Source organism: Blautia sp. HCN-1074, assembly GCF_037890165.1.
Classification (GTDB): Bacteria; Bacillota; Clostridia; order Lachnospirales; family Lachnospiraceae; genus Blautia_A.
Genome location: NZ_JBBKBP010000023.1, coordinates 23,611 through 49,858, shown reverse-complemented (window position 1 = coordinate 49,858; position 26,248 = coordinate 23,611). Strand labels below are relative to the sequence as shown.

The window sequence follows — 26,248 nt, the reverse complement described above, 5'->3', positions numbered from 1 at the left end:
TGATAAGAAACTAACACATTGGGGTCAGACCATCCGCTTTTTACAAGAGCAACCGTAGAACTCTTTGCAAAAGAAGGAGCAAAAGTCATAATTGTTGGAACAAAGGAAGAACTGGGAGAAAGCTGTGTGAATGAAATCAAGTCAGCCGGAGGAGAAGCGATTTTCTGTAAAACAGACGTGACATCTGATGAAAGTCTTGATAACCTGGTTAAAACAGCTCTGGACGCCTACGGAAAAATAGACATTCTCGTTAATAATGCAGGAGTAGGCGGAACAACTGCCGATATGGATCAGATCACAATGGATGAATGGAACACTGTTCTTGCAACAAATCTCACAGCACCATTTGTTCTTTGCAAGAAAATAATTCCTATTATGGAAAAACAAGGAGCTGGAACCATCGTCAATGTAGCTTCCATGGCAGCAACCGCAGCAGGCCGCGGAGGGCTTGCTTACACTTCTGCCAAACATGGCCTTCTTGGACTCACCCGTCAAATGTCATTGGATCATGGACGTACAGGAGTGCGTATAAATGCTGTTCTTCCAGGACCGATTGCAACAGATATGATTGCACGTGTGCTTGCAATTCCACAGCATCCGGTAACAATGAAGATTGGAATGAGTCCGGCAAAACGTCCTGGAGAACCTATCGAAGTAGCACAGGCTATTGCATTCCTTGCATCAGACGAAGCTAGTTTCATCCATGGAGCGGCTTTGGCTGTAGATGGCGGATATACGATATTTTAAAAATAATTGATATGCATTGGAAAAAGGAGTCATTTGGACTCCTTTTTTTCAGTACGTAAGACTTGACTGCGGAGATATCTCAAAACATGGTGACCTTAAGGAAAGTCCCCCAAATCTGACATCCTATGAAAAATCAAAACATTTTTATGTGGATCTGCTTGGGTTTAAAGTAATCAGAGAAAATTATCGAAAAGAACGTGATGATTACAAGATTGATCTGGCATGTGGAACGCAGGAAATAGAACTTTTTATAATAAAAAATGCTCCAGCTCATGTAAATTATCCGGAAGCATTGGGATTACGCCATCTGGTATTTAAAGTTAAGAGTGTAGATGATACAGTAAAAGAATTGAATGGGAAAGGAATTGAAACAGAGCCGGTACGCCTGGATGATTATACCGGAAAGAAAATGACATTTTTCCATGATCCAGATGGACTTCCATTGGAAATTCATGAGTAGAAAATAGCATAGAATAGAAAGAGACAGATGCAGGTAATGAAATACTCCCACATCTGTCTTTTTTGCGCAAAGATTTATTTATCGGAATGTCGCAGACAGCTTTTTATAAAGGTAGCAGCTTTTATCATTTGTTCTTTTTCTTCATTTCTTTTAAAATCGGGTCTGTAAAATTCCTAATTTTACCATCAATGCTTCCTGCAAGACCTGAGAAAAGTTAATGTTTTCACGGATTGCAGCTTCATTAAGCCATTCTGGGATGCTCAATGTTTTCTTTACTGCACGAGAACAATTCGCTCTGCGATATTCCGCCATATCAAATTCTACGATCACTAGAGTTCCATCTTCTGGATCTATAGCATCAAGAGCTGAGGCTTCTGGTATTGGTTCCTTTTCATTTTCTCTTGCGGTCAATGCCAGTCCAAGGGCATCCACAGACATTTCATATGCTTCCTGCATATCTTCGCCCTGTGTCATACATTCTGGAATATCCGGAAATGTAACCCAAAATCCGCCTTCCTCTGCTTTATGAAATACTGCCGGATAAAATAATCTATTCATATAAACACCCTCCATTTCAGGCGGCAGGGCTATTTAAGCCCCGCCTGTTTAAGTATTGCCTGCTCCAATCCCTTTTTCAGATCTTTGGAGTGATAAGGAACGATTACCGTTCTTCCGGTTTCTTGGTTATTCAGTTTGACATGAGAGCCATTCTGATTTACCGTTTCGAAACCATTTTCTTTCAGGAGAGTTAACATCTCCTTAGGACTCATTGGCATCTTTTGTATCTCCTTTCCTTATCATACTTATATTGTAATACGTATTTATACGTATGTCAATTGCTTCGTATGCTTTTTGTATTGCATATTGTAGTCTGGTGGAAAGGCAATATGTGGGTTTATCGATACGGTGAGATTTCATACAGCTCTGCGGTGTCGGAAGGAACTATTCATGCTATACAAGGATTGTACGTCAACTGGAGAGAGCCTATACTTTGGCTTCCAGCTCTTTCCGTTCTCTCTGGCATTTGTACAATCTGTATGCATAACTGGAGAAAGCAGCATAAGAAAAGAAGAGATCCTGTCAGCGGTTGTAAAAAATGGGCGGTCATATGAGGAGATCATGAACTTTTTGAATGCAGAATCAGATGGAGAAAAGACGGAAAAATAGAATTATTTTGAGTCGCAGATATAGCGACACTCGATTTAGGCGGAAAAAAACTGGAAGTTCACAATTCTTGTTACTTCAGTGGTAAAGGAGAAGGAAAAACCAGAAAAATTTATCTGAAAATTATAGTGCGAGTTTATTGACAAAAGAGCTATGAGGGCATAGGATAATAATGTATGAACTGATAGACTTTTGGGCGAGCACAAAAAAAGCAGTAAAAACAGTAATTTACAGAAAATTCTGTTAATTACTTGCAAAAATAGCTCTCGGAAGCCGCTAAAATCAAGGGTTCCGAGAGGCTACCGTAGAAATGAAAGTAAGCCCGTTGAGGGCATTGACACTTTTCTTAGACAGTTTCATAGTAATGGCTTTTGCAAAACATATCGGGTCGAGTAGACGCACCCCTTGCGGTCGTACGCCCCTCGCAGAATCCGGACTTGCGGCTTTGCCGCATACGGCTCTTTGCGAAACGAATCGTTCACATTTATCAATCGTATACACTGACATATATTCTTGCTCTTACTAACGGGTAACTGTTATCAATCATATTCAGAAACTTTACCCAGTTGTAGCTTTTCATAACATTATAACGAAATGCTGTGATTCTCTCTGAATTGTCAGTGATGCCATAGTAATGGAAATAACCAGTCAGTATCTCATTAAGCTTGGAAATGATTTCTTTTACTCTTAAAGTCCGCATGGCCCAGGACACCGGATGAAGTAAGGAAAATCTCTTTCCAGCAGGTGTAATGGCTCCTCCAGGGACTGGAAATCGAACAGAAAAAAGCCCATCATCAGGTAAAGATAGACTATGAAAACAGCTGTTTCTGATCTTCCGTGATAATGCTGTGAAAAAGCCTTGGAAAGCCTTGAAATTCAGCACTTTTCGGGGGTTCAGATATCGTAAAACAGTAGATAAAAATGTCGAAAAATGGTATGCTGTTTCTATCAAAAGTACGGAGTAAAACAGCATGACAGAGCATGAAGAATTACTAATGCTGAGAGCTCTTGCAGCAAAACAGGCGCAGGAACTGGAAGCCGGTAAAAGGATCATTGCCGAGCGTGATGAAAAGATCAGAAAACAGAATATCCAGATCGACAACATGATCCAGGCACTTCTTCATGCCCGGAAACTGCTTAAGAGTTTTGATGGATACCTGATCACGGATGCCTAAGGCTGTTCGTCCAGTTTAAAGTCAGTATGTTCTAAAACAGACTGCAAAATTAAATAGGAGATAATCAAATGGCAAAGAGTACAAGAGGATTTTGCAAATATTGCGGAAAAGAATACACAAGAACGGGGATAGCAAAGCATTTACAAACGTGTAAGAAAAGAGTTGATTCGTGCGAAAAAGCGGAAAAAACAGAAAAATATTTTGAATTGTTGTTATATGGAGCATATAATAAAGACTATTGGCTGATTATTCAAATCAAAGAGAATGCAACATTGGATGATCTGGATCGATTTATCCGTGATATTTGGGTAGAGTGTTGCGGACATTTAAGTGCATTTGAGATTGATGGTGTAAGCTATGAAAGGGAACCCGATGATGATTTTGGTTGGGGTGAGCCGGCAAAGAGTACGAATCATACATTAAAACAAGTGCTTACAACGGGAATGATTTTTAATTATGAATATGATTTTGGTTCTACAACAGAAATTATGGTCAAAGTGTTGGATCATTACAGTGCCCAAAAGCAGAACGAAAAAGTTGTGATTTTATCCAGAAATAATCCGCCACAGTTTGTATGTTCTATTTGCGGAAATCAGAAAGCAACATGGATCAATGCATTTCGTATTTATGATGAAGATCTATTCTGGTGCGAAGAGTGCGTGAATAAACTGGAAGAGGGTGAACTTGAAGCGTATGAGAATGACGTATGTTTTCTTCCAATCACGAATTCCCCAAGAATGGGAGTTTGTGGCTATGAAGGAAGTGATATTTATCCGGAACAATTTGAGCCGGATATACCAAAATAAGGATGTATGACGGGGAGTTTAAAGTCCTCTCCCTTTGGAATTTCACGTAGTCCCAAAAGGGAGAGGTTCTTTCATTAATCCAACAATTTTCCCTCTCTGTAAGACCATTCAAGATAATCTGGATTCTGGTAATATAAGTCTGTTTTAAAATCAGATATTTTATCACTGATAAAGGAAGAAAAGATGTTTATCAGCTCCTGTACTTCCGCCCCTGCTTCCGCACAATCTTCTATCATAATACTATAAAGCCTTCCAATATCAAGATAACTCGGAATGGAATATTTACAGTCAGATATAGTATCGAAGGTCCCCTGTTTTATCTGATAATAACTAATTACTTCATCACTTACCTGTTCAAAACTGAGACAATGGTTTACTTCCGCATCATATAAAAGCTTTTTTATCCCTTCCTCACCAATTGCCTTAACGATATCACCTCTATGGTTCTTAGTCTCTCTGGCAATGTATTCTATCAATGCACACACATAAAAATAATCATTTCTTTCTTGTTCTGTCATACACTACCTCACTTTTCATAAATGTCAGACAATCAATTGCCGAAAGGGTATGGAAACTGATCTGATGAGTTGGATATTTAAACTCAGCTAATACCCAGAACTGTCTTCTTGTAATTCGCCCGGTAAGAAAATCATTCACATAATTCCATACGGTATCATTTGCCATCGGTCCCTCTACAATATCATATGTATGCGTTTTTCCGCTTCTACATTCTGCAATAAAATCCAACCACTCATCAGATATCTCAGGAAATCTCAGTATTTTTAAATTTTCAGTTGGCACATACTCATAATAATTGATAATTGGTTCGCCGATTCCACGATTTGCCCAGCGTATAGCCTGATTCATATTATTTGTACAATAAAATCCCCATGAAAAATCTTTTGTATATTTTGTTTTTCTTATTTCTGGATATTGAACAATTTCTTTGCTTGCGTGATATAGTTCCATAGATTCTCACCTCATAAAAATAGTTCCACAGTACTGAGTTAATAATATCATGAAACCATTTTATCGTAAAGCTAAAAACCATCACTAATTTCTATTGCGCATCGCTCCATACTTTTCCTCAGATTGTTTGACTTGATTTGCGATTCTGCAATTTACAGTCAATACATTTCCGGGAAATGGTTGACAATCAGCTCCTTGTGTTTTAAAATGGTAAACCATAAAGCAAATGGAGGTTTACAAATGACAAAAACAAAGAGCATGATTTATTGCGGTCTTTTTACGGCGTTGATTGCAGCGGGGGCATTTATTAAAATCCCTGTACCTGTGGTTCCGTTTACACTGCAGTACCTGTTCACTATGCTTGCCGGATTGTTTCTGGGATCCAGAAGGGGTATGATTTCTGTGGTTGCCTATATGCTGCTGGGGCTGGCGGGACTTCCGATCTTTTCGGAAGGCGGTGGAATCTGGTATATTTTCAAGCCAAGCTTCGGTTATATTATAGGGTTCTGCCTGGGAACATACGTAACCGGACTTATTGCAGAACGTCTTAAGCAGAAGACAGTTTTTCGCTATTTACTTGCAAATCTGGCAGGTCTGATGATTGTCTATATCTGTGGAATGGTTTATTACTATGTGATCTGTAACTATGTGATTGATACACCGATTGGAATCTGGCCGCTGATTCTTTATTGTTTTCTGCTTGCGGTACCCGGCGATATTGCATTAAGTATCCTGGGAGCTGTCATTGCAAAGCGTGTCAGACCGGTAGTGCATCAATATCTTTTTGATTCAAAATCAAATGTCAGACTGAAAACGGAGGAGCTTGCAAAATGAATCCACTTATTTTAGCACAGGAAATTATTGATGGGCGCAGAATTACAAGGGAGGATGATCTTTCCTATTTTCTTACCTGTGATTTAGATGAATTATGTGAAGGAGCAGACCGTATCCGCGAAGCATATATCGGTGATAAGGTAGACCTCTGTTCCATCATCAATGGCCGCAGCGGCAGGTGTCCGGAGGACTGCAAATATTGTGCGCAGTCAGTACACAACCATACTTCCTGCGAGATCTATGATTTTCTTCCGGAGGAAAAGATTCTGGAAGCATGTAAAATGAACGAAGAGGAGGGCGTTGACCGTTTCTCGATCGTTACTGCAGGAAAGGCCCTGACTGGAAAAGAATTTGATCAGGCGATCCACGCCTATGAAACCATGCATAAGGAATGTAATATTGATCTCTGCGCTTCCATGGGATTTCTTTCTTCTGAACAGCTGCATCGTCTTCATGAAGCCGGAGTAACCAGTTACCATCATAATATTGAGACTTCAAAGAGAAATTTTCCTAATATATGTACGACACATACATACGATATGAAGATTGAAACTCTGAAAAAGGTAAAGGCAGAAGGAATGTGTGCATGTTCCGGCGGTATCATAGGAATGGGAGAGACCTGGGAGGATCGTCTGGATATGGCAGTCAGCCTTGCGGAGCTGGGGATTGATTCTATTCCGATCAATGCATTGATGCCCATTCCGGGAACACCTTTGGAACACCTTGATCAGCTTTCAGAGCAGGATATCCTCCGGACAATCGCCTTCTTCCGTTATATTAATCCTGAGGCTAATATTCGTCTTGCTGCCGGACGGGCACTTCTTACCAATGACGGGGAAACCGCCTTTAAATCCGGAGCCTCCGCTACAATAACAGGGAACATGCTGACTACCGTTGCCTGTGCAACAATCCGCAGCGATCGAAAAATGCTCTCTGATATGGGCAGAGATGTAACACCGGAATATTGGAAGGAAGCGGAAGAATCATGAGTAAAGCGGTATTTATTACAGGAACAGGAACGGACATCGGCAAAACCTATCTCTCAGGATTGATCGTAAAAAAACTGGCGCAGGCAGGAAAAAATCCGGCTTATTATAAAGCTGCAATGAGCGGAAATGACCGGCGTACAGACGGAAGTCTGATCCCGGGTGATGCACTTTTTGTCAAGGAGATGTCCGGTATTTCCCAGTCTCTGGATGATATGTGTCCATATGTATATGAAAATGCCTGGTCTCCTCATCTGGCTTCAAGAGTTGAGGGCAATCCGGTGGATCTTGATGTTGTGCGAAGAGGATTTTTGAAGGCGGCAAATGATTATGAATATATTACCATGGAAGGAAGTGGCGGTATCCTCTGTCCGCTCTGTTTTGATGAACGCAAAATCCAGCTTGAGGATGTGATAAAAGAGTTTGAACTTTCCAGTATTCTGGTGGCAGATGCAGGGCTTGGTACAATTAACAGTGTTGTATTGACAGCTGAGTATATGAAAGCCCATTCCCTTCCCATCAAAGGTATTATTTTTAATCATTACCATCCCGGAAATATTATGGAAGAGGATAATATTGTTATGTGTCAACATATGACTGGCCTTCCGGTTATTGCAAAAGTAGAGGATAATGCAAAAGATCTTGAGATAGATGCAGATGCACTGGCAGAATTTTATGATGAGGTGAAGATCAAATGATATGGTATCCCTATGAACAAATGAAAACAATGAAAGATCCGTATAAGATTCTGGATGCAGAGGGTGTACATCTTTATACAAAAGATCAGAAGCTGATAGACTCTATATCTTCCTGGTGGTGTATGATTCATGGATATAAGCATCCGGAACTGACAGAAGCTATCAAGGAACAGGCAGACCGTTTCTGTCATGTAATGCTTGGGGGACTGACACATGATCCGGTGGAAAAGCTTTCTGCGAAGCTGCAGGAATTTCTGCCAGGAGATCTGGATTATTGCTTTTTTTCAGATTCAGGAAGCGTTGCTGTGGAGGTTTCGCTTAAAATGGCCCTTCAGTATAACACCAATCAGGGAAGAAAGCGCCCGTTAGTGCTGGCTCTTGAACATGCATATCATGGGGATACCTTTAAGGCAATGGAAGTTGGTGATGATGAGGATTATCATTTCGCTTTTGACAAAAAAGAGGGTGTTGTCCATATTCCGACTGAGATTCCGGCCTTGGAGGAGGCATTTGAACAGTATCATGACCGTCTGAACTGCTTTATTGTGGAGCCTCTTTTACAGGGAGCAGGAGGAATGCGGATGTATGACATTTCATTCCTGAAGAGAGCAAGAGAATTGTGTGACCAGTATGATGTTCTTTTAATTTTTGACGAGGTTGCAACCGGGTTTGGCCGCACAGGTAATCGCTTTGTGGCAGATCTTGTTCTGCCGGATATCCTGGTTCTTGGAAAGGCGCTTACTGGAGGATATATTGGTCATGCTGTCACTGTGGCAAATCATAAGGTATTTGATGCCTTTTACAGTGATGATGACAGACTTGCCCTGATGCATGGTCCTACTTTTATGGGAAATCCGCTGGCATGTGCTGTGGCTTTAAAGGGAATTGAGATTTTTGAGCGCGAAGATTATATGAGTAAGATCCGTCATATTGAACAGGTTTCACGCCGTGAGATGGAAGCGTTCACAGACCCAAGAATCAAAGAGGTCCGCATCATGGGTGGCTGTGTGTGCGTGGAGGTTCATGATTCCGGGGATCTGGAAGGCTTCCAGCAGTTTGCTTATGAGCGGGGTGTGTTCAGCAGGCCATTTTTGAACTATATGTACTCTATGGTTCCATATGTGATCAGGGACGAGGAGCTTATAAGAATTTTTGATGTGATGAAAGAATGGTTTACTTTGGAGCATATTTGAGAATGCCGGAGGAATGCCGAGGTCTGACCCTATGAAGTATAGATTGTTCATACAACTAAATAGCAAAAATATAGAGCTTTTGAGAAATCAAAGGCTCTTTTTGTGCCCTAAAGTTGTTCCTGACTAGTGGATATATACGGTCAATGGAGTGTTACTGTTCACACACCACTATCCCGCGAGGTGTTTTGGCATGAATATGCCAAAATCCCGAGACATACCGCGCGAATTTATGCGAATAGCATAAATTCTGTGCATCGCGAAGCGTGTTACTGGGCACGGAGTGAACAGTAACAATGGAGTCCGAAATAGTGGAGGTCCGTGGACTCATTGACTTGCTATTTGACCTGCTAAATGGTAAAATAAAAATACGCTGGGGAGACTGCGAAGAGCTTGTTCTTTTTGCACATTACTCTAGAGCGTGTAAAGTATACTGGAATTGAAAAAACTGCCAGTTGGGTTTGGAAGTTTTCAGGAAATTCGGAAGCTTTTCTGGGTTATCTGTTAGCAGGATTCCTTACTGCCTGAGGGACACGAGGTGAGAAAAATGTTTATATTAAGAGAAAAAGAAGTAAATGTTGGGCGACAGAGGGAACTGGATCTGGTGAAGGGGTTCCTGATGATTATGATAATCTTTATTCATTCATTTCAGACAATAGGAAACATGGAAGCTGTGACATCAAATGCACATATGGTTCTGTTTACACTATTTATGCCGACAGGTGCCTGTCTTTATTTGTTTGCCATGGGTTTTGGAAGTGTCTTTACACGGCATTCTAAACCTGAAGATATGGTTAAAAACGGTGTAAAATTACTATTATATCAGGGATTGAGTAATTTATGTTATGCTGCAGCGATAGTGATCAGCTTTGGTATAAGAAATCTGATTGCAGGTGAATCAGCAGTTGGTAGAGAAGCATATGCGGAAAATCTGTATGCAGCGCTTACGTTTGTAAATATATTTTTTATATCGGGTATGTGTTATCTTGTATTGGCTATATACAGGAAATTAGGAGTAAGCCTGAGAGGTTATATAATAAGTGCCATAATAGTAGCAATCATATCGCCATTTGCAAAATTGCTGGTTTCTGATAATTCGGCAATTAACTGGATCCTGGATATGACTTTTGGCGGAAAAGGTGAGACAAGTTTTTGTTTCTTTCCATATTTAAGTTATGTATTTCTGGGCTATGTTTTTGGAAAGATACTCAGAAGAATTCCTGAGAATGAAAAAGGTGATTTTTACAGGAAGAGCGGGATAATATGCGGAGTGATAGCCGTGATATGGTTTGCATGTTGCATGATATTACATCCGGGCATTGAAGAATTTTTTAATTATATGCTTGAACAGTACAGAATTCCGGGACTTGCAAAGGTAGCAGGAAGTTTCTGTGCGATAATGTTTGTTTTTGCGATTGCATTCTGGATAATGCCGATTATAGAGAAATGGAAATTCGGATATCATAAGCTGTGCTATTATTCAAAACAGATATCTAAGATATATGCTGTACATATAGGTGTATATTATGTGATTGGCGGTTTTGCTGCTTTTGGTGGATTCAGTGTAAAAGGATGCCTCATATGGTCAGTTATTGTGCTGGTAGTAACGGATTTGCTGGTTCAGGGATATATTTCGATTGTAAATAAGATAAAGAGTGGAAAAAACTAATAGAAAGCAACAGGAGCATATCATGCACATTCAAAATTATACAGAAGAATTAATTAAACTGAGACGATATTTCCATCAGCATCCAGAGCTTGCGCTTCAGGAGGTAGAAACTTCTGCATATATTCAAAAGTATCTGAAAAATTTAGGGTATGAAATAAACCATGTAGAACCTACAGGCATTATTGCAGAACTTCCAGGTCTTTCGGACAGAGAGAAAATGGTGGTTCTCAGAGCTGAAATGGATGCGCTGCCAATACAGGAGCAGACGGATATGGCATATGCTTCGGTAAATGATGGATGTATGCATGCCTGTGGACATGATTTTATTATTGCTGCTGCGTTGATTTTGGCGAAAATTGTGACAGAAGAACAGGAGAATTTTCCTGTCAGGATCCGTTTCCTTTTTGAACCTGCAGAGGAGATCGGAGAGGGAGCGAAAAGGATGCTTCAGGCTGGCGCTTTAGAGAACCCGAAAGCGGATGCTTTCCTGATGTTTCATTATGCAGCAGATATGACACTGGGGATGGCGGTTCATCAGGGACAGGCATCTTCTATGATCAACAGTATGCAGATTCATGTTCATGGAAAATCCAGCCACTGGTGCGAGGCAGAGAAAGGGATTGATGCCATTTATGCTGCCTCACAGGTAGTCAACGCTATTCATGATCTGAATGAAAATTTCAAAAAGAAACATATAAATCCAGGAAAATATATCGTAGGAATTGGTACGGTTCATGGTGGTGAATATACGAACATTGTTGCAGATCATGTAGTGTTGAATGGAAACATCCGTGCAGTTCATGAAGAAACATATGTTGCGTTAAAGGAAGAACTGGAAAAATGTCTGCAGGAAATTGAGATAAGGACAGGGGCAGACATTCATATGGAATTTCCGAAATCTCCGGTGTATGCATTTGCAAATGATGATGAACTGGTACAGACTGCAAAATGTGTCGGGAAAGAAATATTTGGTGAAAAGTTTGTTCTGGAGGGAGAAAACGAACTGTTTTTATCCGGTGACAATGCCTATCGGTACTTCAGGGAAACAAAAGGGCTGTTTACCGTATTTCTGGCAGGAATTCGCGGAGAAGAATATCCCCTGCATCACCCGAAATTTCGGCTGGATGAGAGGATTCTTCCGTTCAGTGTAGAAGCACTGTATGAGATAGTCAGGAGAATAGGAAGCAAAGATATTACGGATTCGTTCACATGAATATTGGTATGGTAACTCCTGAGATGCAGGGGCGTCAGCTTTTTTGATAAAATTATGTATAAAAGCAGATAGAGCTGATTTTATGTGGTGAGAAATAGAATCAGGTGATGACCTTTTCTGGGGCTTATCTGGTTATTATTTTAGTGTCCCAAGTAAATACGGCAGAGTATGTCTCAGATATTCTTTTTGCTGCTGTGGATTATTCAGAAAAGCATCGGAGCAGGCGTACCAGGTATAGCAGGTATCTTTGGTGGCTGCTTTCCGGTGTTTTTTGTCAATTCCGGATCCGAGAGATTTCGGGATAACGGTATCTTCTTCTGGAAGATAATAATAATCTTTCGGGTTAGGATAATATTGTTTCAATTTACTGTTTTCTGCTTTGACAATAAATTTCACAAGTTCATCCTCACCGGTCAGATAGAATTGTTCATTTCCATTAGAAAATTTCTGCGGCAATTTACATGGAAGCTTCATTTCCAGAATCAGGTTTTCGCCGTCGAATTCCCCATATGTAATTTCATATTCTGAATCATAAATGCAAAGGTAACCAAGCATTTCAAAAATTCTCCCAAGTCCGAGCACATCTTCCAGGTTATGGCCAAGGACTTCATCGGCTATCACGTGGTCTCTCTTTTTCAGAAAATCTTTATAAAGCTGAATGCATTCTTTTCCATTGTCATAAATTCGATTTTTGATTCCGAGAAATTCCTCCAGGCATGGCTGTTTCATGGCCGGGAGTTTCAAAAGTGTCTTTAATGGCTTCAAGGTCAGATAGAGATCCAGAGAAATTTTTCCTTCAAATGGGGATGGAAGACCATATTTTTCATATCTGGCTTCCAGATAGGGCTGATCGAAGCGTTCTCCATTGTAAGAAATCAGGCAATCATACTGTTCAAGAAATTGTGAAAAAATTCTCAGAATTGTTTCTTCTTCCTTGTCATTTTCGGCCATCCATTGATAAAAAGTCCAAGTTTTATCTTCAATTCCAACAGCTCCGACCAGGTATAAATACGTGGTTTTTCTTGATAATCCGGTGGTTTCAATGTCGTAAAAAACAGGTGAAAAATTGTATTTCTGGAAGAATTTTCCAGTGAAAAATTTAACAGTCTCAAAGTCTGGAAACCCTTGCAAAATGGGCATTTTTTTAACAATCATGTTAACATTTTTTCCTTTCTGAAATTGTATTTAATTATACACAAGAAATTGAAATTTGGGTAGTGCTTTTTTTGAAAAAATGGTTTATAGTATAACTGTAAGTGATAAAAATATACAAAAAAGGGAAGAAAAAGCATGTGGAATTTATCAATTTTGAGGATTGATTTTCAGCACCTCGTGAATTGGCTTATCATATGTAGTTTCTTCAGTCTGTATGAAAGGCTTGCTATATCTCAGATGTTATATCTCAGATAGGAAAAAAGCACTCTTGAGATGCTTAATATAAAAAGGAGGGAACGAAATGGGAATTTTAACCTTTAAGGGTGGTGTTCATCCTTATGACGGAAAAGAATTATCCAAGAACAGTCCGGTAGTGAAATATCTGCCTAAGGGAGATATGGTATATCCTCTTTCCCAGCACATCGGTGCGCCGGCTGCGCCGATAGTTCAGAAAGGAGATCATGTGCTTGCAGGACAGAAGATCGCAGATGCGGCAGGATTTGTCTCATCACCGATCCACGCATCTGTTTCCGGTATGGTAAAGGGAATAGAACCACGCCTGACAGCAACAGGATCCATGGTTAATTCTATTATTATTGAGAATGACCAGAAATATGAGAGTATAGAATACACTCCTGCGAAACTGGAGGATTTATCTAAAGAAGAGATCCTTGCAAGAATCAAAGAAGGAGGAGTTGTGGGAATGGGCGGTGCCGGATTCCCGACACAGGTAAAACTTGCTCCGAAGGAACCGGATAAAATTGATCATATCCTTGTAAACGGTGCTGAGTGTGAACCGTACCTTACCAGCGACTACAGAAGAATGCTGGATGATTCTGAGAAGCTGATCGAGGGCTTGAGAGTTATGCTGAAGCTTTTTGACAATGCGAAGGGATATATCTGTATTGAGGATAATAAGCCTGACTGTATTGCGAAGCTGAAAGAGATGGTAAAGGATATTCCGCGTATTGAAGTTGCGGAGCTGATGACTAAGTATCCACAGGGTGGTGAGCGATTCCTGATCAAGGCCGTTACAGACAGAGAGATCAACTCCACCATGCTTCCGGCAGATGCAGGATGCGTAGTAGATAACGTAGATACAGTGATTGCTGTTTACGAAGCTGTTATCCTTGGAAAACCTGTTATGGACCGTATCGTAACAGTAACAGGACAGGGAATTAAGAATCCTCAGAACTTTGATGTCCTTTCAGGAACAGATATGGCAGAACTGATTGAAGCTGCCGGTGGTCTGACAGACAATGTATCTAAGGTGATTTCCGGTGGCCCTATGATGGGATTTGCCATGTATGATACTCATGTACCATGTATTAAGACAAGTTCTGCATGCCTCTGTCTGGAGAAAGATGATGTAGCAGATGCTGAACAGACAGCATGCATTAACTGCGGCAGATGCGTAGGAGTCTGTCCTGGGCATGTCATTCCTGCAAGACTTGCAACTTTTGCAGAGCATGGTGACATGGAGAGCTTCCAGAAGTTTGATGGTATGGAATGTTGTGAGTGTGGCTGCTGTAGTTATATCTGCCCGGCCAAACGTCCGCTGACCCAGATGATCAAATCTATGCGTAAGATGGTTCTGGCAAGCCGTAAGAAAAAGTAAAAGGGGGACATCATAATGGATCAGATGTTACATGTATCATCCAATCCCCATGTCCGGGATAAGATGACAACAAGCAAAATCATGCAGCTGGTTGCGCTGGCGCTTTTGCCGACCACGCTGTTTGGAATTTATAATTTTGGCGTTCGCGCATTACTGGTAGTAGTGATCACAGTTGCTTCCAGTGTATTCTTTGAGTGGATCTATGATAAGCTGATGCACAAGAAGAATACGATCACAGACTTCAGCGCGGTTGTTACAGGTTTATTACTTGCATTAAACATGCCGGTATCTATTCCACTCTGGATGCCTGTACTTGGCAGTGCATTTGCAATCATCGTTGTAAAACAGCTCTTCGGTGGTCTGGGACAGAACTTTATGAACCCGGCGCTGGCAGGAAGATGCTTCCTGATGATCTCTTTCGCAGGAAAGATGACAGACTTTGCAGTAAGTGATAAATTCAGAGGTGTTGTGGATACAGTATCCGGTGCGACTCCGCTGGCAGCCCTGAAACAGAATGGATTTACAGACAGCTCTGTATCCGTATTACATATGTTCCTTGGTGATATCCAGGGTACGATCGGTGAGACATCTGCACTTGCAATTCTTATCGGTGCAGCAATTCTTCTGATTTTTAAAGTTATTGACCTTAAGATTCCGCTTACTTATATCGGATCTTTTGCAGTATTTGTAATCCTCTATATGTTAGGAACAGGAAAAGGATTTGACGTAAATTATCTGTTCAGCCACATCTTTGGTGGTGGTCTGATGCTTGGTGCATGGTTTATGGCTACAGATTATGTCACAACACCGATCACACCTAGAGGACAGTATGTATATGGTGTCTGTCTTGGTGTACTGACCGCGATTTTCCGTCTTTTCGGCGGTTCCGCAGAGGGCGTATCCTATGCGATTATTTTCTGCAACCTGTTAGTTCCTATGATTGAACGTGTGACTCGTCACCCGGCATTTGGGAAAGGGGGCAAAAAAGCATGAGTAACAGAATTATCAAAGATACGATCGCTATTACCGTGATCACACTTGTTGCCGGACTTGCACTTGGTGTAGTCCAGGATATTACAGCAGATCCGATCGCAAAGCAGGAAGCGCAGGCGAAACAGGATGCGTACAAAGCAGTATTTGCTGACGCTGACAGCTTTGATGTAGTAGATGTAGACGCAGATGCGCTCCAGTCTTTCCTGGACGAGAACGGATATGCCGCACAGTCTATTGATGAGACAATGCTTGCGAAAGATGCTTCCGGTAATGAACTGGGATATGCATTTACAGTAACTACTTCTGAAGGTTACGGCGGAGATATCCAGTTTGCCATGGGTATTCAGGATGATGGAACATTAAACGGAATTTCCATTCTTTCCATCGGTGAGACCGCAGGTCTTGGTATGAGAGCAAACACAGATGCATTTAAAGATCAGTTCAAAGATAAGAAAGTTGATAAATTTGAATATACAAAAACAGGTGCCACAGCAGACAATCAGATTGATGCTTTAAGTGGTGCCACGATCACAACGAATGCCATGACAAACGGTGTCAACGCCGGTCTTTGTGCATTCCAGTATGAGAAAGGAGGAAATCAGTGATGAAACCAAACACACCTGCAGAACGTTTGTATAACGGAATCATCAAAGAAAATCCTACCTTTGTACTGATGCTTGGTATGTGTCCGACACTGGCCATCACCACATCTGCAACTAATGGTATCGGAATGGGACTTACTACAACCGTAATTCTTGCGGCATCTAACCTTATGATTTCTCTGTTACGTAACTTTATTCCGGACAGAGTACGTATGCCTGCATTTATCGTAGTTGTTGCTTCATTTGTAACAGTTGTACAGCTCCTTTTACAGGGATTTATCCCAAGTCTGTATGACTCTCTTGGAATCTATATTCCTCTGATCGTAGTAAACTGTATCATCCTTGGACGTGCAGAAGCATATGCATCCAAGAATAAACCGATTGCTTCTTTATTTGATGGTATTGGTATGGGACTTGGATTTACCTTGAGTATTACCTGTATTGGTGCAGTTCGTGAGCTGATCGGTGCCGGTTCTATCTTCGGACACCAGATTCTTCCTCTGGCAGATGCTGCAGCAGGTAAAGCTGGTTATGAACCAATTACGATCTTTATTCTCGCACCTGGAGCATTCTTTGTTCTGGCAGCTCTTTCAGCATTACAGAACAAATTTAAACTTGGTGCTGCCAAACGTGGCATTGATCCGAGTAATCCGGATTGCGGCGGAAGCTGTGCAGCCTGCGGAAATACCATGTGCAAGGGAAAAAGGGGGTAATGGATTATGAAAGAACTTTTGATCATACTTGTAAGCTCAGCAATCGTAAATAACGTAGTCCTCAGCCAGTTCCTTGGTCTTTGTCCTTTCCTTGGTGTTTCCAAGAGTGTGGAGACAGCAGCCGGTATGGGCGGCGCGATCATTTTCGTTATCACACTGTCATCTTTTGTGACAGGTATCATTTATAATGCTATTCTGGTTCCTACAAACCTGACTTATCTGCAGACAATCGTATTTATCCTTCTGATTGCTGCACTGGTACAGTTTGTAGAGATGTTCCTTAAGAAAGCAATGCCTTCTCTGTATCAGGCACTTGGTGTGTATCTTCCTCTGATCACAACAAACTGTGCTGTTCTCGGTGTTGCCCTTACAAACGTACAGAAAGGATACAATATCCTTCAGGGAACAGTTAACGGATTTGCAACAGCAGTCGGCTTTACGATTTCTATCGTGCTGATGGCTGGTATCCGTGAGAAAATCGCATACAATGACATTCCAAAATCCTTCCAGGGATTCCCTACAGTTCTGCTGACAGCCGGACTGATGGCAATTGCCTTCTTCGGATTTTCAGGACTGATTTAAGGAGGGGACTGGTATGAATATAGGAGCAATTATCGCGGCAACTGTACTGGTTGCGGCAGTAGGCCTTTTTATCGGTATTTTCCTTGGAGTGGCCGGTAATAAATTTGCTGTGGAAGTAGATGAGAAAGAAGTAGCCGTACGTGAGGCTCTTCCTGGAAATAACTGTGGTGGCTGTGGTTATCCTGGCTGTGATGGTCTGGCAGCAGCAATCGCAAAGGGTGAGGCACCTGTAAACGGATGTCCTGTAGGTGGTGAGCCTGTCGGCAAAGTGATCGCAGCAATCATGGGACAGGAAGTTGTTGAGACAGCCCGTCAGGTTGCATATGTAAAATGTGCAGGTACCTGTGAGAAGACAAAAGATAATTATGAATATACAGGCGTGGAAGATTGCGAAATGATGGCATTCATTCCTGGTGGCGGAGCGAAGGCATGTGCATTTGGATGTCTTGGATTCGGAAGCTGCGTGAAGGCCTGTCCGTTCGGTGCGATTGATGTAGTGAATGGTGTGGCTGTCGTTGACAAAGAGGCATGTAAGGCGTGCGGCAAGTGCGTTGCAAAATGTCCGAAACATCTGATTGAGCTTGTTCCTTATGATCAGACTACATTTGTACAGTGTAGTTCTCATGCAAAAGGTAAGGCTGTTACTTCTGCCTGTGAGGTGGGATGTATCGGATGTAAGAAGTGTGAGAAGACTTGTCCGAATGGGGCAATTACGGTTGATAATTTCTGTGCACATATAGATTACAGTAAGTGTACAAACTGCGGAGCCTGCAAAGAGGCTTGTCCGAGACATATTATTCAGTGATTATGGAGAGAACTGCTATGGGAAACTATGGCAGTTCTTTTTAAATAATGTCCTGCGCTGTACTAGAAAAAACTAAATAAATTTATTTCAGGAATCCGAATATATGTTTGCGTTCTGGAAGGGGATGTGTTATGATGGTTCAGAAGTGATGAAGATGGAAACGGAGGAAGCATTATGATTGCATTTGTTCGTGGAACGGCGGTGGATATGACCGAGAATTCTGTCATTGTTGAGGCAGGGGGAATCGGGTATGAGATATATATGACGGGTACGGATCTTTCGCAGATTCATATGGGAGAGGAAGTGAAGATTCATACTTATTTTAATGTGAGAGAGGATGCCATGCAGTTGTATGGTTTCAGGTCTAAGGATGATTTGCAGATGTTTAAGCTGCTTCTGGGCGTGAACGGAGTAGGTCCGAAGGCGGCTGTTGGAGTTCTGGCGGGAATTACTGCGGATGAATTGAGATTTGCGATTCTTTCGGATGATGTGAAGACTTTGTCTAAGGCTCCTGGAATTGGTAAGAAGACAGCTCAGAAATTGATTCTTGAGTTGAAGGATAAGATGAAGCTGGAGGATGCTTTTGAACTGAAACTGGCTCATGAGCAGGAGAAGGCTGTTGCGGGACTTGGAGAGATTTCGGATGGCAGACAGGAAGCTGTGGAGGCGCTGGTTGCGCTGGGCTACAGCAGTACAGATGCACTTCGCGCTGTGCGTAAGGTTACGGATGTGGCACCGGATGATGTGGAAGGACTGCTGAAGGCTGCGTTGAAGAATTTTTAAGTGATTGTTGAAAGGTCAGGAGCAGTATTAAATGGAGAAACGTATTATAACTACAGATGTGACGGAGGAGGATTTTTCGCTTGAGGGGAATCTTCGTCCGCAGACTCTGGATGATTATATTGGTCAGGAGAAGACTAAGAATACTTTGAAAGTATATATAGAGGCTGCCAAGCAGAGGCATGATGCGTTGGATCATGTGTTGTTTTATGGTCCTCCGGGGCTTGGTAAGACGACGCTTTCCGGTATCATTGCCAATGAAATGGGAGTTCATATGAAGGTGACTTCCGGTCCTGCGATTGAGAAACCGGGGGAGATGGCGGCGATTTTGAATAATCTGCAGGAGGGAGATATTCTGTTTGTCGATGAAATCCATCGTCTGAACAGACAGGTGGAAGAGGTGCTTTATCCTGCGATGGAGGATTATGCGATTGATATTATGATTGGTAAGGGTGCCTCAGCCAGGTCGATTCGTCTGGATCTGCCTAAGTTTACTCTGGTAGGGGCAACTACGAGAGCAGGACTTCTTTCTGCACCGCTTCGTGATCGTTTTGGTGTGATGCACCATCTGGAATTTTATACGCATGAGGAATTACAGACGATCATTATCCGTTCAGCGCAGGTTCTGGGAGTGGAGATCGATGAGAAAGGTGCTGCGGAGATTGCCAAGAGATCCAGGGGAACGCCGCGACTTGCCAATCGTCTGTTGAAGAGGGTACGTGATTTCGCGCAGGTGAAATATGACGGCAGGATTACTTATGATGTGGCCTGTTTTGCATTGAATCTGTTGGAAGTGGATCAGTATGGACTTGATAAGATTGACAGAAGAATTTTGCAGACCATGATCGTGAACTTCCAGGGCGGACCGGTCGGCCTGGAGACGCTGGCGGCTGCTATTGGAGAGGATTCAGGTACTCTGGAGGATGTGTATGAGCCTTATCTGCTCCAGAATGGCTTTTTGAACCGCACACCGCGTGGGCGAATGGCTTCTGCACAGGCGTATAAACATCTGGGGTATCCGATGCCTGATAAAAACTGAGTAAAAAAACTGTTAAAGAGATAAAAATTAAAACTTTTTTAAAAATTCCTATACATTTCGACCGCTTTCGAGTATAATGAAGTAAATGTCTGAGAATCTCAATAAATAGGAGACAGATAATCCTGATGGTAAATTGGATGATTTTATTTGCCTGATATGGGCAGGAAATGACATATATGTATATTTACAGAGACAATTCAGATTACTGAAAAATAGTAATAATTAAGATACAGGAGGCTCGTACGGATGGCGGTCAAAAATACAGCAAAGGTAATCATAGGAGGTAAGATTATTACGCTGGGAGGTTATGAATCGGAAGAATATTTCCAGAAAGTAGCATCCTATATAAATAAAAAGATGGATGAATTAAGCGGTATGCCTGGTTACAGCAGACAGCCGATGGAAACTAAGCATACACTTTTAAGCCTGAATATTACGGATGATTATTTTAAGGCAAAGAAGCAGGCGGAGATTTTTGAACAGGATTTACAGCAGAAGGATCAGGAGATGTATGATCTGAAGCATGAACTGATTTCGCTTCGCATGCAGATTGAGGAAGCTCAGAAGAATGAGCAGGAAGCACTTGAACAGAAGAGCCTTCTGGAAGGAAAGAATAAAGAACTGGAAAAGCAGATCGACGAGCTGCTGAAATAATAAGAGGGGGGATTGCTTCGGTGATTTCCCCTTTATGATTTGTTAGTGCTTTTATAGCAATTCCCAAAAATAATGCAATTAATCCAGACCATCAGAGCGTGAAGTCCCGCGGCAGATATCTTTGTTGTGCGTCAGCACGCCGGCAGATATCTTCCTTGTCCTTCGCACTCTGCTGGACTGTCTTATTTGTATTATTTTGTAGAATTGCTATAGAATGAATAATATTTTGGAATGAGGTATGTAAGTGAGAAGAGAAGAGATAGAACTTCTGGCACCTGCGGGTTCCTATGAGGGATTTGAGGCTGCAATCGGTGCAGGAGCAGATGCGGTTTATGTGGGTGGCGCAGCATTTGGTGCGAGAGCCTATGCAAAGAATTTCGGTGAAGAGGAACTTCTTCGTGCGATAGATACTGCGCATATTCATGGGAAGAAGTTGTATTTGACAGTAAATACGCTTCTAAAGAACAGAGAACTTTCCGAACAGCTTTATGATTATCTGCTTCCGTATTATAAGGAAGGCTTGGATGCGGTGATCGTTCAGGATTTGGGTGTGTTTAAGATGATCAGGGAGATGTTTCCGGGAATGCATCTTCATGCCAGCACACAGATGACGGTAACTGGTCCTGAGGGAATGAAGTTTCTGGAAGAGCAGGGAGCGTCCCGCGTGGTAACTGCCAGAGAACTTTCCCTTGATGAAATCCGGAGAATGCATGAGACAAGCCCGATAGAGATAGAATCGTTTGTCCATGGAGCATTATGTTACAGTTATTCGGGACAGTGTCTGATGAGCAGCATTCTTGGGGGCAGAAGCGGAAACAGAGGACGTTGTGCCCAGCCATGCCGCCTGCCGTATCAGACAGGACTGTGCGGAGAATACAGGGAGGAAACTGAGAATCAGAGAAGTAAAAACTGTACGAATAAGAGTCACATAAATAAAAATCGTACGAATAGAAATTTTGAAAATAAAAATCAGAGTAGCAGAAACCGACAGGATAAATTTCAGAAAGAAGTATGTCCGCTGAGTTTGAAAGACATTTCTACAATAGAAATTCTTCCGCAGATTATTGAGGCAGGAGTTACTTCCCTTAAGATAGAAGGAAGAATGAAACAGCCGGGATATACAGCGGGAGTAACATCTGTATATAGAAAATATCTGGACATTCTTTTTGAGAAAGGTGCTGAGAATTATAAAGTAGCGGAGAAAGACAGACAATATCTGCTGGATTTGTTTAACAGAGGCGGTTCCTGTACCGGATACTATGAGATGCAGAATGGTCCATCTATGATGGCGTTCACAAATGAGAAGAAGACTGGAGATATCACGCCTGTATTAAGAAAAAAGAAAGAAAAAATTCAGGGAACGTTAATTCTTTTCCCGGGAAGTCCTGCTATACTGGATGTATCCTGCAGGGGAATTCATGGATCTGCATCCCTTGGAGAAGTGCAGTATGCACAGAATCAACCGCTGACTGAGGAACGTATCCGCTCACAGATGGAGAAGCTTGGAAATACGGAATATGAGTGGGAGAATCTGGAAATTCAGATGGATGAGAGCATTTTTATCCCGATGAAAATGTTGAATGAAGTCCGCAGACAGGCGTTGGAATCATTGGAAGAAGAAATCCTTAAATCATATAGAAGAGAAGAAGTAGAAAAAAACAGTCAGCATACAAACAAAAAAGCGGATAAAATACAAAAAACGCTGCCAATTTATATATCATGTGAAGAAAAATCCACCGCTCTTGCGTTATATAAAAGAGAAGGGATACAGGGAATGTACCTTAACGGTGATGCGATGGAAGCCTGTCTTGATGAAGGTGTGAGCAGAGGAATGGAGATGTATCTGTCACTGCCACACATTATGAGAGGAGAATTTCCGGAAAATCTTCTTGCCCAGATAGATAACTGGCTGGACAGAGGAATGACAGGATTTCTTGTAAGAAATCTGGAAACTTTTGCAATTCTTAAGAAAGCCGGGCTTGCAGAGAAATGTGTGTTGGATCACAGCATGTATACATGGAATGACGAAGCAGTTGATTTCTGGATCGGACAGCATGTTATGCGCAATACAGTGCCTCTTGAGCTAAATGAGGGAGAAATCCGTCACAGAGATAATCGGAATAGCGAGATGCTCATTTATGGCTATCTGCCGCTTATGATTTCTGCTCAATGCGTGCATAAGAATGTTTATGGGTGTAATCATAAAGAAGAGTGGGTGACTATGAAGGACCGCTATGATAAGGAATTTACAGCCAAATGTGTATGTAATCCATGGAAAATGGAGAATACAAATTCCCGCATACCCTGCTATAATATCATTTACAACAGTATTCCTTATGGTCTGCTGAAGGAAAAATCACAGATAGACAGACTGGGTGTTTCTTCCCTGAGACTTGCATTCACAATTGAGAAACCGCAGGATGCAGTAAAGATTTATGAAGAGTTCAGGGACGTTTATCTGAATGAGAAGAATCCTCCGAAGCGGGACTATACTAAGGGACATTTTAAAAGAGGAGCCGAGTAAGGCATATGATTAATGTAATTGTAGAATTATCCAAGTATGTGATCCTTACCCTGATGGTAATTTATACTTTTCACTGTTTCTATCTGGTGAAACAGCAGAGTGAGGAAGAGAGAAACGAATCGTTGCGGCAGCAGCTGATGCTTATCTTTTTTATGGACTTTACTGCGTTTCTGGTCATCTACCTGAAGACTGGTAAGTTTCAGGTCATTCTGTTTTATGTAGAGATGATGGCGTTTTTTGCAGGAATCCAGATTCTGTACAGACTTATATATAAGAAAGCATCGATTTTACTGCTGAATAATATGTGCATGCTTCTGAGCGTTGGATTTATCATGCTGTGCAGATTAGATGTATCAACGGCAACCAGACAGCTGGTGATCGTAACCGGTGTGAATGTGGCAGCACTTGTCGTTCCGGTACTGATCAGAAAAATGAAATTTCTCAAAGACCTGACATGGGTTTATGCCGGAATCGGAATTGTCCTGCTGGCGGCGGTACTTGTGCTTGCACAGACAAGCTATGGAGCGAAGCTTTCTCTGATGGGAATTCAGCCATCAGAGGCAATTAAGATCACATTTGTATTTTTTATGGCAGCATTATTGAGAAATGGTGCAGATTTTTCAAAAGTAGTCCAGGCTACTATCGTGGCAGGGCTTCATGTTGGTATCCTGGTGCTTTCCAGAGACCTGGGAAGTGCGGTAATCTTCTTTGCGGCATACCTCGTGATGATTTATGTTGCTTCCAAGAATGTAGGATATCTGGCGCTTGGCCTTGGCGGCGGTTCGGTCGGAGCAGTTATTGCATATCATTTGTTCGGGCATGTACGCCAGAGGGTGACAGCATGGAAAGATCCTATGGCTGTATATCAGAATGAAGGATATCAGATCGTTCAGTCATTGTTTGCGATTGGAACCGGCGGATGGTTTGGAATGGGATTATGCCAGGGCTCCCCTGAGAAGATTCCGGTTGTTAAGAATGACTTTATATTCAGCGCCATTTGTGAGGAACTGGGGTGTATTTTTGCAATCTGTCTGATCCTTGTATGTATGAATTTCTTTCTGATGATTGTAAATATTGCACTTAAGATAAAGAAGCCATTTTATAAACTGATCGCGCTTGGTCTTGGTACGGAATATGCATTTCAGGTATTTCTGACAATAGGCGGAGCAACGAAATTCATCCCTATGACAGGTGTGACACTTCCATTGGTCAGCTACGGAGGAAGCTCTGTGGCGAGTACGGTGCTGATGCTGGCAATTATTCAGGGATTGTATATTTTGAGAGAAGATGAGGACGAAGAAATTGAGAGATATCGAAGAAAAGAAGCGGCGCAAAGAGCTCAGGAAGCGTCAGAAGCGCAAGGCTCAGGAGATTTCTAAAAAAAGAAGACCCGGTAATCGGGAATATACACTGGTATCCTGTTTTTTTGTGCTGATCTTTGTCAGCATGATCGGGTATCTGGTCTACTTTAATTATGCAAAGAGCGATGATTTTATCAACAGTCCGTATAATACAAGACAGGATACATTTTCAGACAGAGTTGTCAGGGGAAAGATCATATCTGCGGATGAGCAGGTGCTTGCCCAGACTAATGTTTATGAAGATGGGACAGAGGAGCGTACCTATCCATATGCAAATATGTTTGCTCATGTGGTTGGATATGATACAAATGGAAAAAGCGGACTGGAATCAGAAGCAAACTTCCAGCTTCTGACATCTCACGAATTCTTTCTGAATCAGATAAAAAATGAATTTCTGAATCAGAAGAATACGGGTGATTCTGTAGTGACAACCTTAAATGCTGATCTTCAGACAACGGCATATAATGCCCTTGGAGACAGAAGAGGTGCGGTAGTTGCGATTGAACCATCTACGGGAAAGATTCTGGTGGAATTAAGCAAGCCGGATTTTGATCCAAATACGATCTCCCAGAACTGGGATACATTGGTTAATGATTCCAATGACAGCAGCCTTCTGAACAGGGCGACCAACGGAGCGTATCCTCCGGGTTCTACATTCAAAGTGGTAACTGCTCTTGACTACTTCAGAACAAAGGGAAGTCTGGAAGGTTTTTCTTATCTCTGTGAGGGTAGCATTACCATGGAAGATCATACAATCAGCTGTTATGGTGGAACAGTTCATGGACAGGAAGACTTTTACAGTGCTTTTGCCAATTCCTGTAACAGTGCATTTGCGGAGATTGGAACTATGCTTGGTGGAAGCTCTTTGAAAAAGACGGCAGAGAATCTTCTTTTTAATAAGAGCCTTCCTCTTACTTCTTATAAAAAGAGTACGTTTACATTAAATGGTAAGTCTTCGGTGGCAGAGGTTATGCAGACTGCAATCGGTCAGGGAAATACCCTGGTATCTCCAATGCATATGGCGTTGATTACCAGTGCGATCGCAAATGGTGGCGAACTGATGAAACCATATCTGATTGATTCGATAGTCAGCTCAGACGGAGAAACAGTCAAGACAACAGAACCGGAGAGCTATAAACAATTAATGACTACAAACGAGGCGAATATCCTTGGAAAACTGATGAAAGGTGTTGTAGAGAATGGAACGGCATCTGCACTGAATGGAAGAGGATATACGGTAGCAGGCAAGACCGGATCTGCGGAATTTGATGAAAATGGCTCCAGCCATTCCTGGTTTATCGGTTATTCGAATGTAGATAATCCGGATCTCGTGGTAGCTATTATCGTTGAGAATGGTGGTACGGGAAGCGAAGCAGCAGTCCCGATTGCCGGACAGATTTTTGATGCATATTATTATGACAACTGATAATTAAAGAAATGCTCTGTTCAATGAGGAATTTGAAAAAATCTTTGAACAGAGCATTTAGTTTATATCCAGCAATATCGGTAGC

29 protein-coding genes are annotated in these 26,248 nt (G+C 41.8%); 23 read left to right on the top strand and 6 right to left on the bottom strand.

The genetic code is table 11. The annotated features are described in order from the left end of the window. The first annotated feature begins 18 nt into the window (after nt 1–18). Both WKT11_RS16105 and gloA2 read left to right on the top strand, forming a co-directional pair. On the top strand, nt 19–747 hold the full coding sequence (locus WKT11_RS16105) for an SDR family NAD(P)-dependent oxidoreductase (protein WP_118137805.1): 729 nt from the start codon (nt 19–21) through the stop codon (nt 745–747). A 115-nt stretch (nt 748–862) separates the two neighbouring features. After that, nucleotides 863–1,207 (top strand): SMU1112c/YaeR family gloxylase I-like metalloprotein, encoded by a 345-nt coding sequence (gene gloA2 / locus WKT11_RS16100; protein WP_117677504.1) that lies wholly within the window; start codon nt 863–865, stop codon nt 1,205–1,207. 150 nt (nt 1,208–1,357) lie between these two features. On the opposite strand, the gene WKT11_RS16095 is transcribed toward gloA2, so the two are convergent. Both WKT11_RS16095 and WKT11_RS16090 read right to left on the bottom strand, forming a co-directional pair. Then, nucleotides 1,358–1,765 (bottom strand): type II toxin-antitoxin system HicB family antitoxin, encoded by a 408-nt coding sequence (locus WKT11_RS16095; protein WP_117677492.1) that lies wholly within the window; start codon nt 1,763–1,765, stop codon nt 1,358–1,360. Nucleotides 1,766–1,794: 29 nt separating this feature from the next. Beyond that, nucleotides 1,795–1,983 (bottom strand): type II toxin-antitoxin system HicA family toxin, encoded by a 189-nt coding sequence (locus tag WKT11_RS16090; protein ID WP_117677493.1) that lies wholly within the window; start codon nt 1,981–1,983, stop codon nt 1,795–1,797. Between the two features lie 172 nt (nt 1,984–2,155). Here WKT11_RS16090 and WKT11_RS16085 point away from each other — a divergent pair, with 172 nt between their 5' ends. Further along, nucleotides 2,156–2,374 carry a hypothetical protein gene (locus WKT11_RS16085; RefSeq protein ID WP_055052862.1) on the top strand — a complete coding sequence of 73 codons (219 nt, stop codon included), beginning with the start codon at nt 2,156–2,158 and terminating at the stop codon, nt 2,372–2,374. A gap of 484 nt (nt 2,375–2,858) precedes the next feature. On the opposite strand, the gene WKT11_RS16080 is transcribed toward WKT11_RS16085, so the two are convergent. Next, nucleotides 2,859–3,071 (bottom strand): group II intron maturase-specific domain-containing protein, encoded by a 213-nt coding sequence (locus WKT11_RS16080; protein ID WP_182439643.1) that lies wholly within the window; start codon nt 3,069–3,071, stop codon nt 2,859–2,861. Nucleotides 3,072–3,342: 271 nt separating this feature from the next. Between WKT11_RS16080 and WKT11_RS16075 the strand changes: the two genes are divergently transcribed. After that, the gene (locus tag WKT11_RS16075) at nt 3,343–3,546 is read left to right on the top strand and encodes a hypothetical protein (RefSeq protein ID WP_118137809.1); all 204 of its coding nucleotides are present in this window, start codon (nt 3,343–3,345) and stop codon (nt 3,544–3,546) included. 68 nt (nt 3,547–3,614) lie between these two features. Next, nucleotides 3,615–4,352, top strand: a complete 738-nt coding sequence (locus tag WKT11_RS16070) for an IS1096 element passenger TnpR family protein (protein ID WP_118137811.1) — start codon at nt 3,615–3,617, stop codon at nt 4,350–4,352. Between the two features lie 74 nt (nt 4,353–4,426). Here WKT11_RS16070 and WKT11_RS16065 read toward each other — a convergent pair whose 3' ends face one another. After that, a complete protein-coding gene (locus WKT11_RS16065) occupies nt 4,427–4,870 on the bottom strand; it encodes a hypothetical protein (protein ID WP_340285205.1) in 444 nt (147 codons plus the stop codon). Next, a complete protein-coding gene (locus tag WKT11_RS16060) occupies nt 4,848–5,321 on the bottom strand; it encodes a DUF3990 domain-containing protein (RefSeq protein WP_118137815.1) in 474 nt (157 codons plus the stop codon). Before WKT11_RS16060 ends, WKT11_RS16065 begins: the two co-directional genes overlap by 23 nt. A gap of 240 nt (nt 5,322–5,561) precedes the next feature. Here WKT11_RS16060 and WKT11_RS16055 point away from each other — a divergent pair, with 240 nt between their 5' ends. From WKT11_RS16055 to WKT11_RS16030, 6 genes are all read left to right on the top strand, one after another. Then, the gene (locus WKT11_RS16055; protein WP_025581222.1) at nt 5,562–6,155 is read left to right on the top strand and encodes a biotin transporter BioY; all 594 of its coding nucleotides are present in this window, start codon (nt 5,562–5,564) and stop codon (nt 6,153–6,155) included. Beyond that, nucleotides 6,152–7,144 (top strand): biotin synthase BioB, encoded by a 993-nt coding sequence (bioB, locus tag WKT11_RS16050; RefSeq protein WP_117845842.1) that lies wholly within the window; start codon nt 6,152–6,154, stop codon nt 7,142–7,144. Before WKT11_RS16055 ends, bioB begins: the two co-directional genes overlap by 4 nt. Continuing rightward, a complete protein-coding gene (bioD, locus tag WKT11_RS16045; RefSeq protein WP_117677498.1) occupies nt 7,141–7,839 on the top strand; it encodes a dethiobiotin synthase in 699 nt (232 codons plus the stop codon). The genes bioB and bioD overlap by 4 nt, the downstream gene beginning before the upstream one ends. Next, complete coding sequence (bioA, locus tag WKT11_RS16040; RefSeq protein ID WP_118247884.1) at nt 7,836–9,032, top strand: adenosylmethionine--8-amino-7-oxononanoate transaminase; 1,197 nt, start codon at nt 7,836–7,838, stop codon at nt 9,030–9,032. The genes bioD and bioA overlap by 4 nt, the downstream gene beginning before the upstream one ends. A 544-nt stretch (nt 9,033–9,576) precedes the next feature. After that, nucleotides 9,577–10,698 carry an acyltransferase family protein gene (locus WKT11_RS16035; RefSeq protein ID WP_118630447.1) on the top strand — a complete coding sequence of 374 codons (1,122 nt, stop codon included), beginning with the start codon at nt 9,577–9,579 and terminating at the stop codon, nt 10,696–10,698. A 22-nt stretch (nt 10,699–10,720) separates the two neighbouring features. Further along, nucleotides 10,721–11,911 carry a M20 metallopeptidase family protein gene (locus tag WKT11_RS16030; RefSeq protein WP_340285204.1) on the top strand — a complete coding sequence of 397 codons (1,191 nt, stop codon included), beginning with the start codon at nt 10,721–10,723 and terminating at the stop codon, nt 11,909–11,911. Nucleotides 11,912–12,046: 135 nt separating this feature from the next. Here WKT11_RS16030 and WKT11_RS16025 read toward each other — a convergent pair whose 3' ends face one another. After that, complete coding sequence (locus tag WKT11_RS16025; RefSeq protein WP_340285208.1) at nt 12,047–13,051, bottom strand: ribonuclease H-like domain-containing protein; 1,005 nt, start codon at nt 13,049–13,051, stop codon at nt 12,047–12,049. Nucleotides 13,052–13,367: 316 nt separating this feature from the next. Here WKT11_RS16025 and rsxC point away from each other — a divergent pair, with 316 nt between their 5' ends. The 12 genes from rsxC to WKT11_RS15965 all read left to right on the top strand — a co-directional run bounded on the left by rsxC (nt 13,368) and on the right by WKT11_RS15965 (nt 26,163). Continuing rightward, nucleotides 13,368–14,684 (top strand): electron transport complex subunit RsxC, encoded by a 1,317-nt coding sequence (rsxC, locus tag WKT11_RS16020; RefSeq protein ID WP_117677358.1) that lies wholly within the window; start codon nt 13,368–13,370, stop codon nt 14,682–14,684. 15 nt (nt 14,685–14,699) lie between these two features. Beyond that, nucleotides 14,700–15,677 carry an RnfABCDGE type electron transport complex subunit D gene (locus WKT11_RS16015; RefSeq protein WP_117845851.1) on the top strand — a complete coding sequence of 326 codons (978 nt, stop codon included), beginning with the start codon at nt 14,700–14,702 and terminating at the stop codon, nt 15,675–15,677. Further along, nucleotides 15,674–16,282 (top strand): RnfABCDGE type electron transport complex subunit G, encoded by a 609-nt coding sequence (locus WKT11_RS16010; protein ID WP_117845853.1) that lies wholly within the window; start codon nt 15,674–15,676, stop codon nt 16,280–16,282. Before WKT11_RS16015 ends, WKT11_RS16010 begins: the two co-directional genes overlap by 4 nt. Beyond that, nucleotides 16,282–16,992: an electron transport complex subunit RsxE gene (gene rsxE / locus WKT11_RS16005; protein WP_117677355.1), complete on the top strand. Its 711-nt coding sequence runs from the start codon at nt 16,282–16,284 to the stop codon at nt 16,990–16,992. The genes WKT11_RS16010 and rsxE overlap by 1 nt, the downstream gene beginning before the upstream one ends. Nucleotides 16,993–16,998: 6 nt before the next feature. Then, on the top strand, nt 16,999–17,574 hold the full coding sequence (locus WKT11_RS16000) for an electron transport complex protein RnfA (protein WP_117677354.1): 576 nt from the start codon (nt 16,999–17,001) through the stop codon (nt 17,572–17,574). A gap of 13 nt (nt 17,575–17,587) precedes the next feature. After that, nucleotides 17,588–18,379 (top strand): RnfABCDGE type electron transport complex subunit B, encoded by a 792-nt coding sequence (locus tag WKT11_RS15995; RefSeq protein WP_117677353.1) that lies wholly within the window; start codon nt 17,588–17,590, stop codon nt 18,377–18,379. A 174-nt stretch (nt 18,380–18,553) separates the two neighbouring features. Continuing rightward, nucleotides 18,554–19,162, top strand: coding sequence for a Holliday junction branch migration protein RuvA (ruvA, locus tag WKT11_RS15990; protein WP_117845857.1), 609 nt, complete (start codon nt 18,554–18,556; stop codon nt 19,160–19,162). A 31-nt stretch (nt 19,163–19,193) separates the two neighbouring features. Continuing rightward, nucleotides 19,194–20,198 carry a Holliday junction branch migration DNA helicase RuvB gene (gene ruvB, locus WKT11_RS15985; protein ID WP_340285203.1) on the top strand — a complete coding sequence of 335 codons (1,005 nt, stop codon included), beginning with the start codon at nt 19,194–19,196 and terminating at the stop codon, nt 20,196–20,198. A 246-nt stretch (nt 20,199–20,444) separates the two neighbouring features. Continuing rightward, a complete protein-coding gene (gene zapA, locus WKT11_RS15980; RefSeq protein ID WP_117677350.1) occupies nt 20,445–20,852 on the top strand; it encodes a cell division protein ZapA in 408 nt (135 codons plus the stop codon). 244 nt (nt 20,853–21,096) lie between these two features. Next, complete coding sequence (locus tag WKT11_RS15975; RefSeq protein ID WP_340285202.1) at nt 21,097–23,376, top strand: peptidase U32 family protein; 2,280 nt, start codon at nt 21,097–21,099, stop codon at nt 23,374–23,376. A gap of 5 nt (nt 23,377–23,381) precedes the next feature. Then, complete coding sequence (locus WKT11_RS15970) at nt 23,382–24,755, top strand: FtsW/RodA/SpoVE family cell cycle protein (protein ID WP_117677348.1); 1,374 nt, start codon at nt 23,382–23,384, stop codon at nt 24,753–24,755. After that, the gene (locus WKT11_RS15965) at nt 24,664–26,163 is read left to right on the top strand and encodes a peptidoglycan D,D-transpeptidase FtsI family protein (protein WP_117845861.1); all 1,500 of its coding nucleotides are present in this window, start codon (nt 24,664–24,666) and stop codon (nt 26,161–26,163) included. Before WKT11_RS15970 ends, WKT11_RS15965 begins: the two co-directional genes overlap by 92 nt. The last annotated feature ends 85 nt before the right edge of the window (nt 26,164–26,248 follow it).

What these genes read in the sequence shown, in the direction of transcription:
- WKT11_RS16010 (WP_117845853.1), top strand. Translation starts at nt 15,674, where the DNA reads ATGAGTAACAGAATTATCAAAGATACGATCGCTATTACCGTGATCACA.
- WKT11_RS15995 (WP_117677353.1), top strand. Translation starts at nt 17,588, where the DNA reads ATGAATATAGGAGCAATTATCGCGGCAACTGTACTGGTTGCGGCAGTA.
- WKT11_RS16090 (WP_117677493.1), bottom strand. Translation starts at nt 1,983, where the DNA reads ATGCCAATGAGTCCTAAGGAGATGTTAACTCTCCTGAAAGAAAATGGT.
- WKT11_RS15965 (WP_117845861.1), top strand. Translation starts at nt 24,664, where the DNA reads ATGAGGACGAAGAAATTGAGAGATATCGAAGAAAAGAAGCGGCGCAAA.
- bioD (WP_117677498.1), top strand. Translation starts at nt 7,141, where the DNA reads ATGAGTAAAGCGGTATTTATTACAGGAACAGGAACGGACATCGGCAAA.
- WKT11_RS16065 (WP_340285205.1), bottom strand. Translation starts at nt 4,870, where the DNA reads ATGACAGAACAAGAAAGAAATGATTATTTTTATGTGTGTGCATTGATA.
- ruvB (WP_340285203.1), top strand. Translation starts at nt 19,194, where the DNA reads ATGGAGAAACGTATTATAACTACAGATGTGACGGAGGAGGATTTTTCG.
- WKT11_RS16000 (WP_117677354.1), top strand. Translation starts at nt 16,999, where the DNA reads ATGAAAGAACTTTTGATCATACTTGTAAGCTCAGCAATCGTAAATAAC.
- bioB (WP_117845842.1), top strand. Translation starts at nt 6,152, where the DNA reads ATGAATCCACTTATTTTAGCACAGGAAATTATTGATGGGCGCAGAATT.
- zapA (WP_117677350.1), top strand. Translation starts at nt 20,445, where the DNA reads ATGGCGGTCAAAAATACAGCAAAGGTAATCATAGGAGGTAAGATTATT.
- bioA (WP_118247884.1), top strand. Translation starts at nt 7,836, where the DNA reads ATGATATGGTATCCCTATGAACAAATGAAAACAATGAAAGATCCGTAT.
- WKT11_RS16095 (WP_117677492.1), bottom strand. Translation starts at nt 1,765, where the DNA reads ATGAATAGATTATTTTATCCGGCAGTATTTCATAAAGCAGAGGAAGGC.
- rsxC (WP_117677358.1), top strand. Translation starts at nt 13,368, where the DNA reads ATGGGAATTTTAACCTTTAAGGGTGGTGTTCATCCTTATGACGGAAAA.
- WKT11_RS16080 (WP_182439643.1), bottom strand. Translation starts at nt 3,071, where the DNA reads ATGCGGACTTTAAGAGTAAAAGAAATCATTTCCAAGCTTAATGAGATA.
- WKT11_RS16085 (WP_055052862.1), top strand. Translation starts at nt 2,156, where the DNA reads ATGCTATACAAGGATTGTACGTCAACTGGAGAGAGCCTATACTTTGGC.
- WKT11_RS15970 (WP_117677348.1), top strand. Translation starts at nt 23,382, where the DNA reads ATGATTAATGTAATTGTAGAATTATCCAAGTATGTGATCCTTACCCTG.
- WKT11_RS16060 (WP_118137815.1), bottom strand. Translation starts at nt 5,321, where the DNA reads ATGGAACTATATCACGCAAGCAAAGAAATTGTTCAATATCCAGAAATA.
- WKT11_RS16015 (WP_117845851.1), top strand. Translation starts at nt 14,700, where the DNA reads ATGGATCAGATGTTACATGTATCATCCAATCCCCATGTCCGGGATAAG.
- WKT11_RS16025 (WP_340285208.1), bottom strand. Translation starts at nt 13,051, where the DNA reads ATGCCCATTTTGCAAGGGTTTCCAGACTTTGAGACTGTTAAATTTTTC.
- WKT11_RS16055 (WP_025581222.1), top strand. Translation starts at nt 5,562, where the DNA reads ATGACAAAAACAAAGAGCATGATTTATTGCGGTCTTTTTACGGCGTTG.
- WKT11_RS16030 (WP_340285204.1), top strand. Translation starts at nt 10,721, where the DNA reads ATGCACATTCAAAATTATACAGAAGAATTAATTAAACTGAGACGATAT.
- WKT11_RS16035 (WP_118630447.1), top strand. Translation starts at nt 9,577, where the DNA reads ATGTTTATATTAAGAGAAAAAGAAGTAAATGTTGGGCGACAGAGGGAA.
- ruvA (WP_117845857.1), top strand. Translation starts at nt 18,554, where the DNA reads ATGATTGCATTTGTTCGTGGAACGGCGGTGGATATGACCGAGAATTCT.
- WKT11_RS16070 (WP_118137811.1), top strand. Translation starts at nt 3,615, where the DNA reads ATGGCAAAGAGTACAAGAGGATTTTGCAAATATTGCGGAAAAGAATAC.
- rsxE (WP_117677355.1), top strand. Translation starts at nt 16,282, where the DNA reads ATGAAACCAAACACACCTGCAGAACGTTTGTATAACGGAATCATCAAA.
- WKT11_RS16075 (WP_118137809.1), top strand. Translation starts at nt 3,343, where the DNA reads ATGACAGAGCATGAAGAATTACTAATGCTGAGAGCTCTTGCAGCAAAA.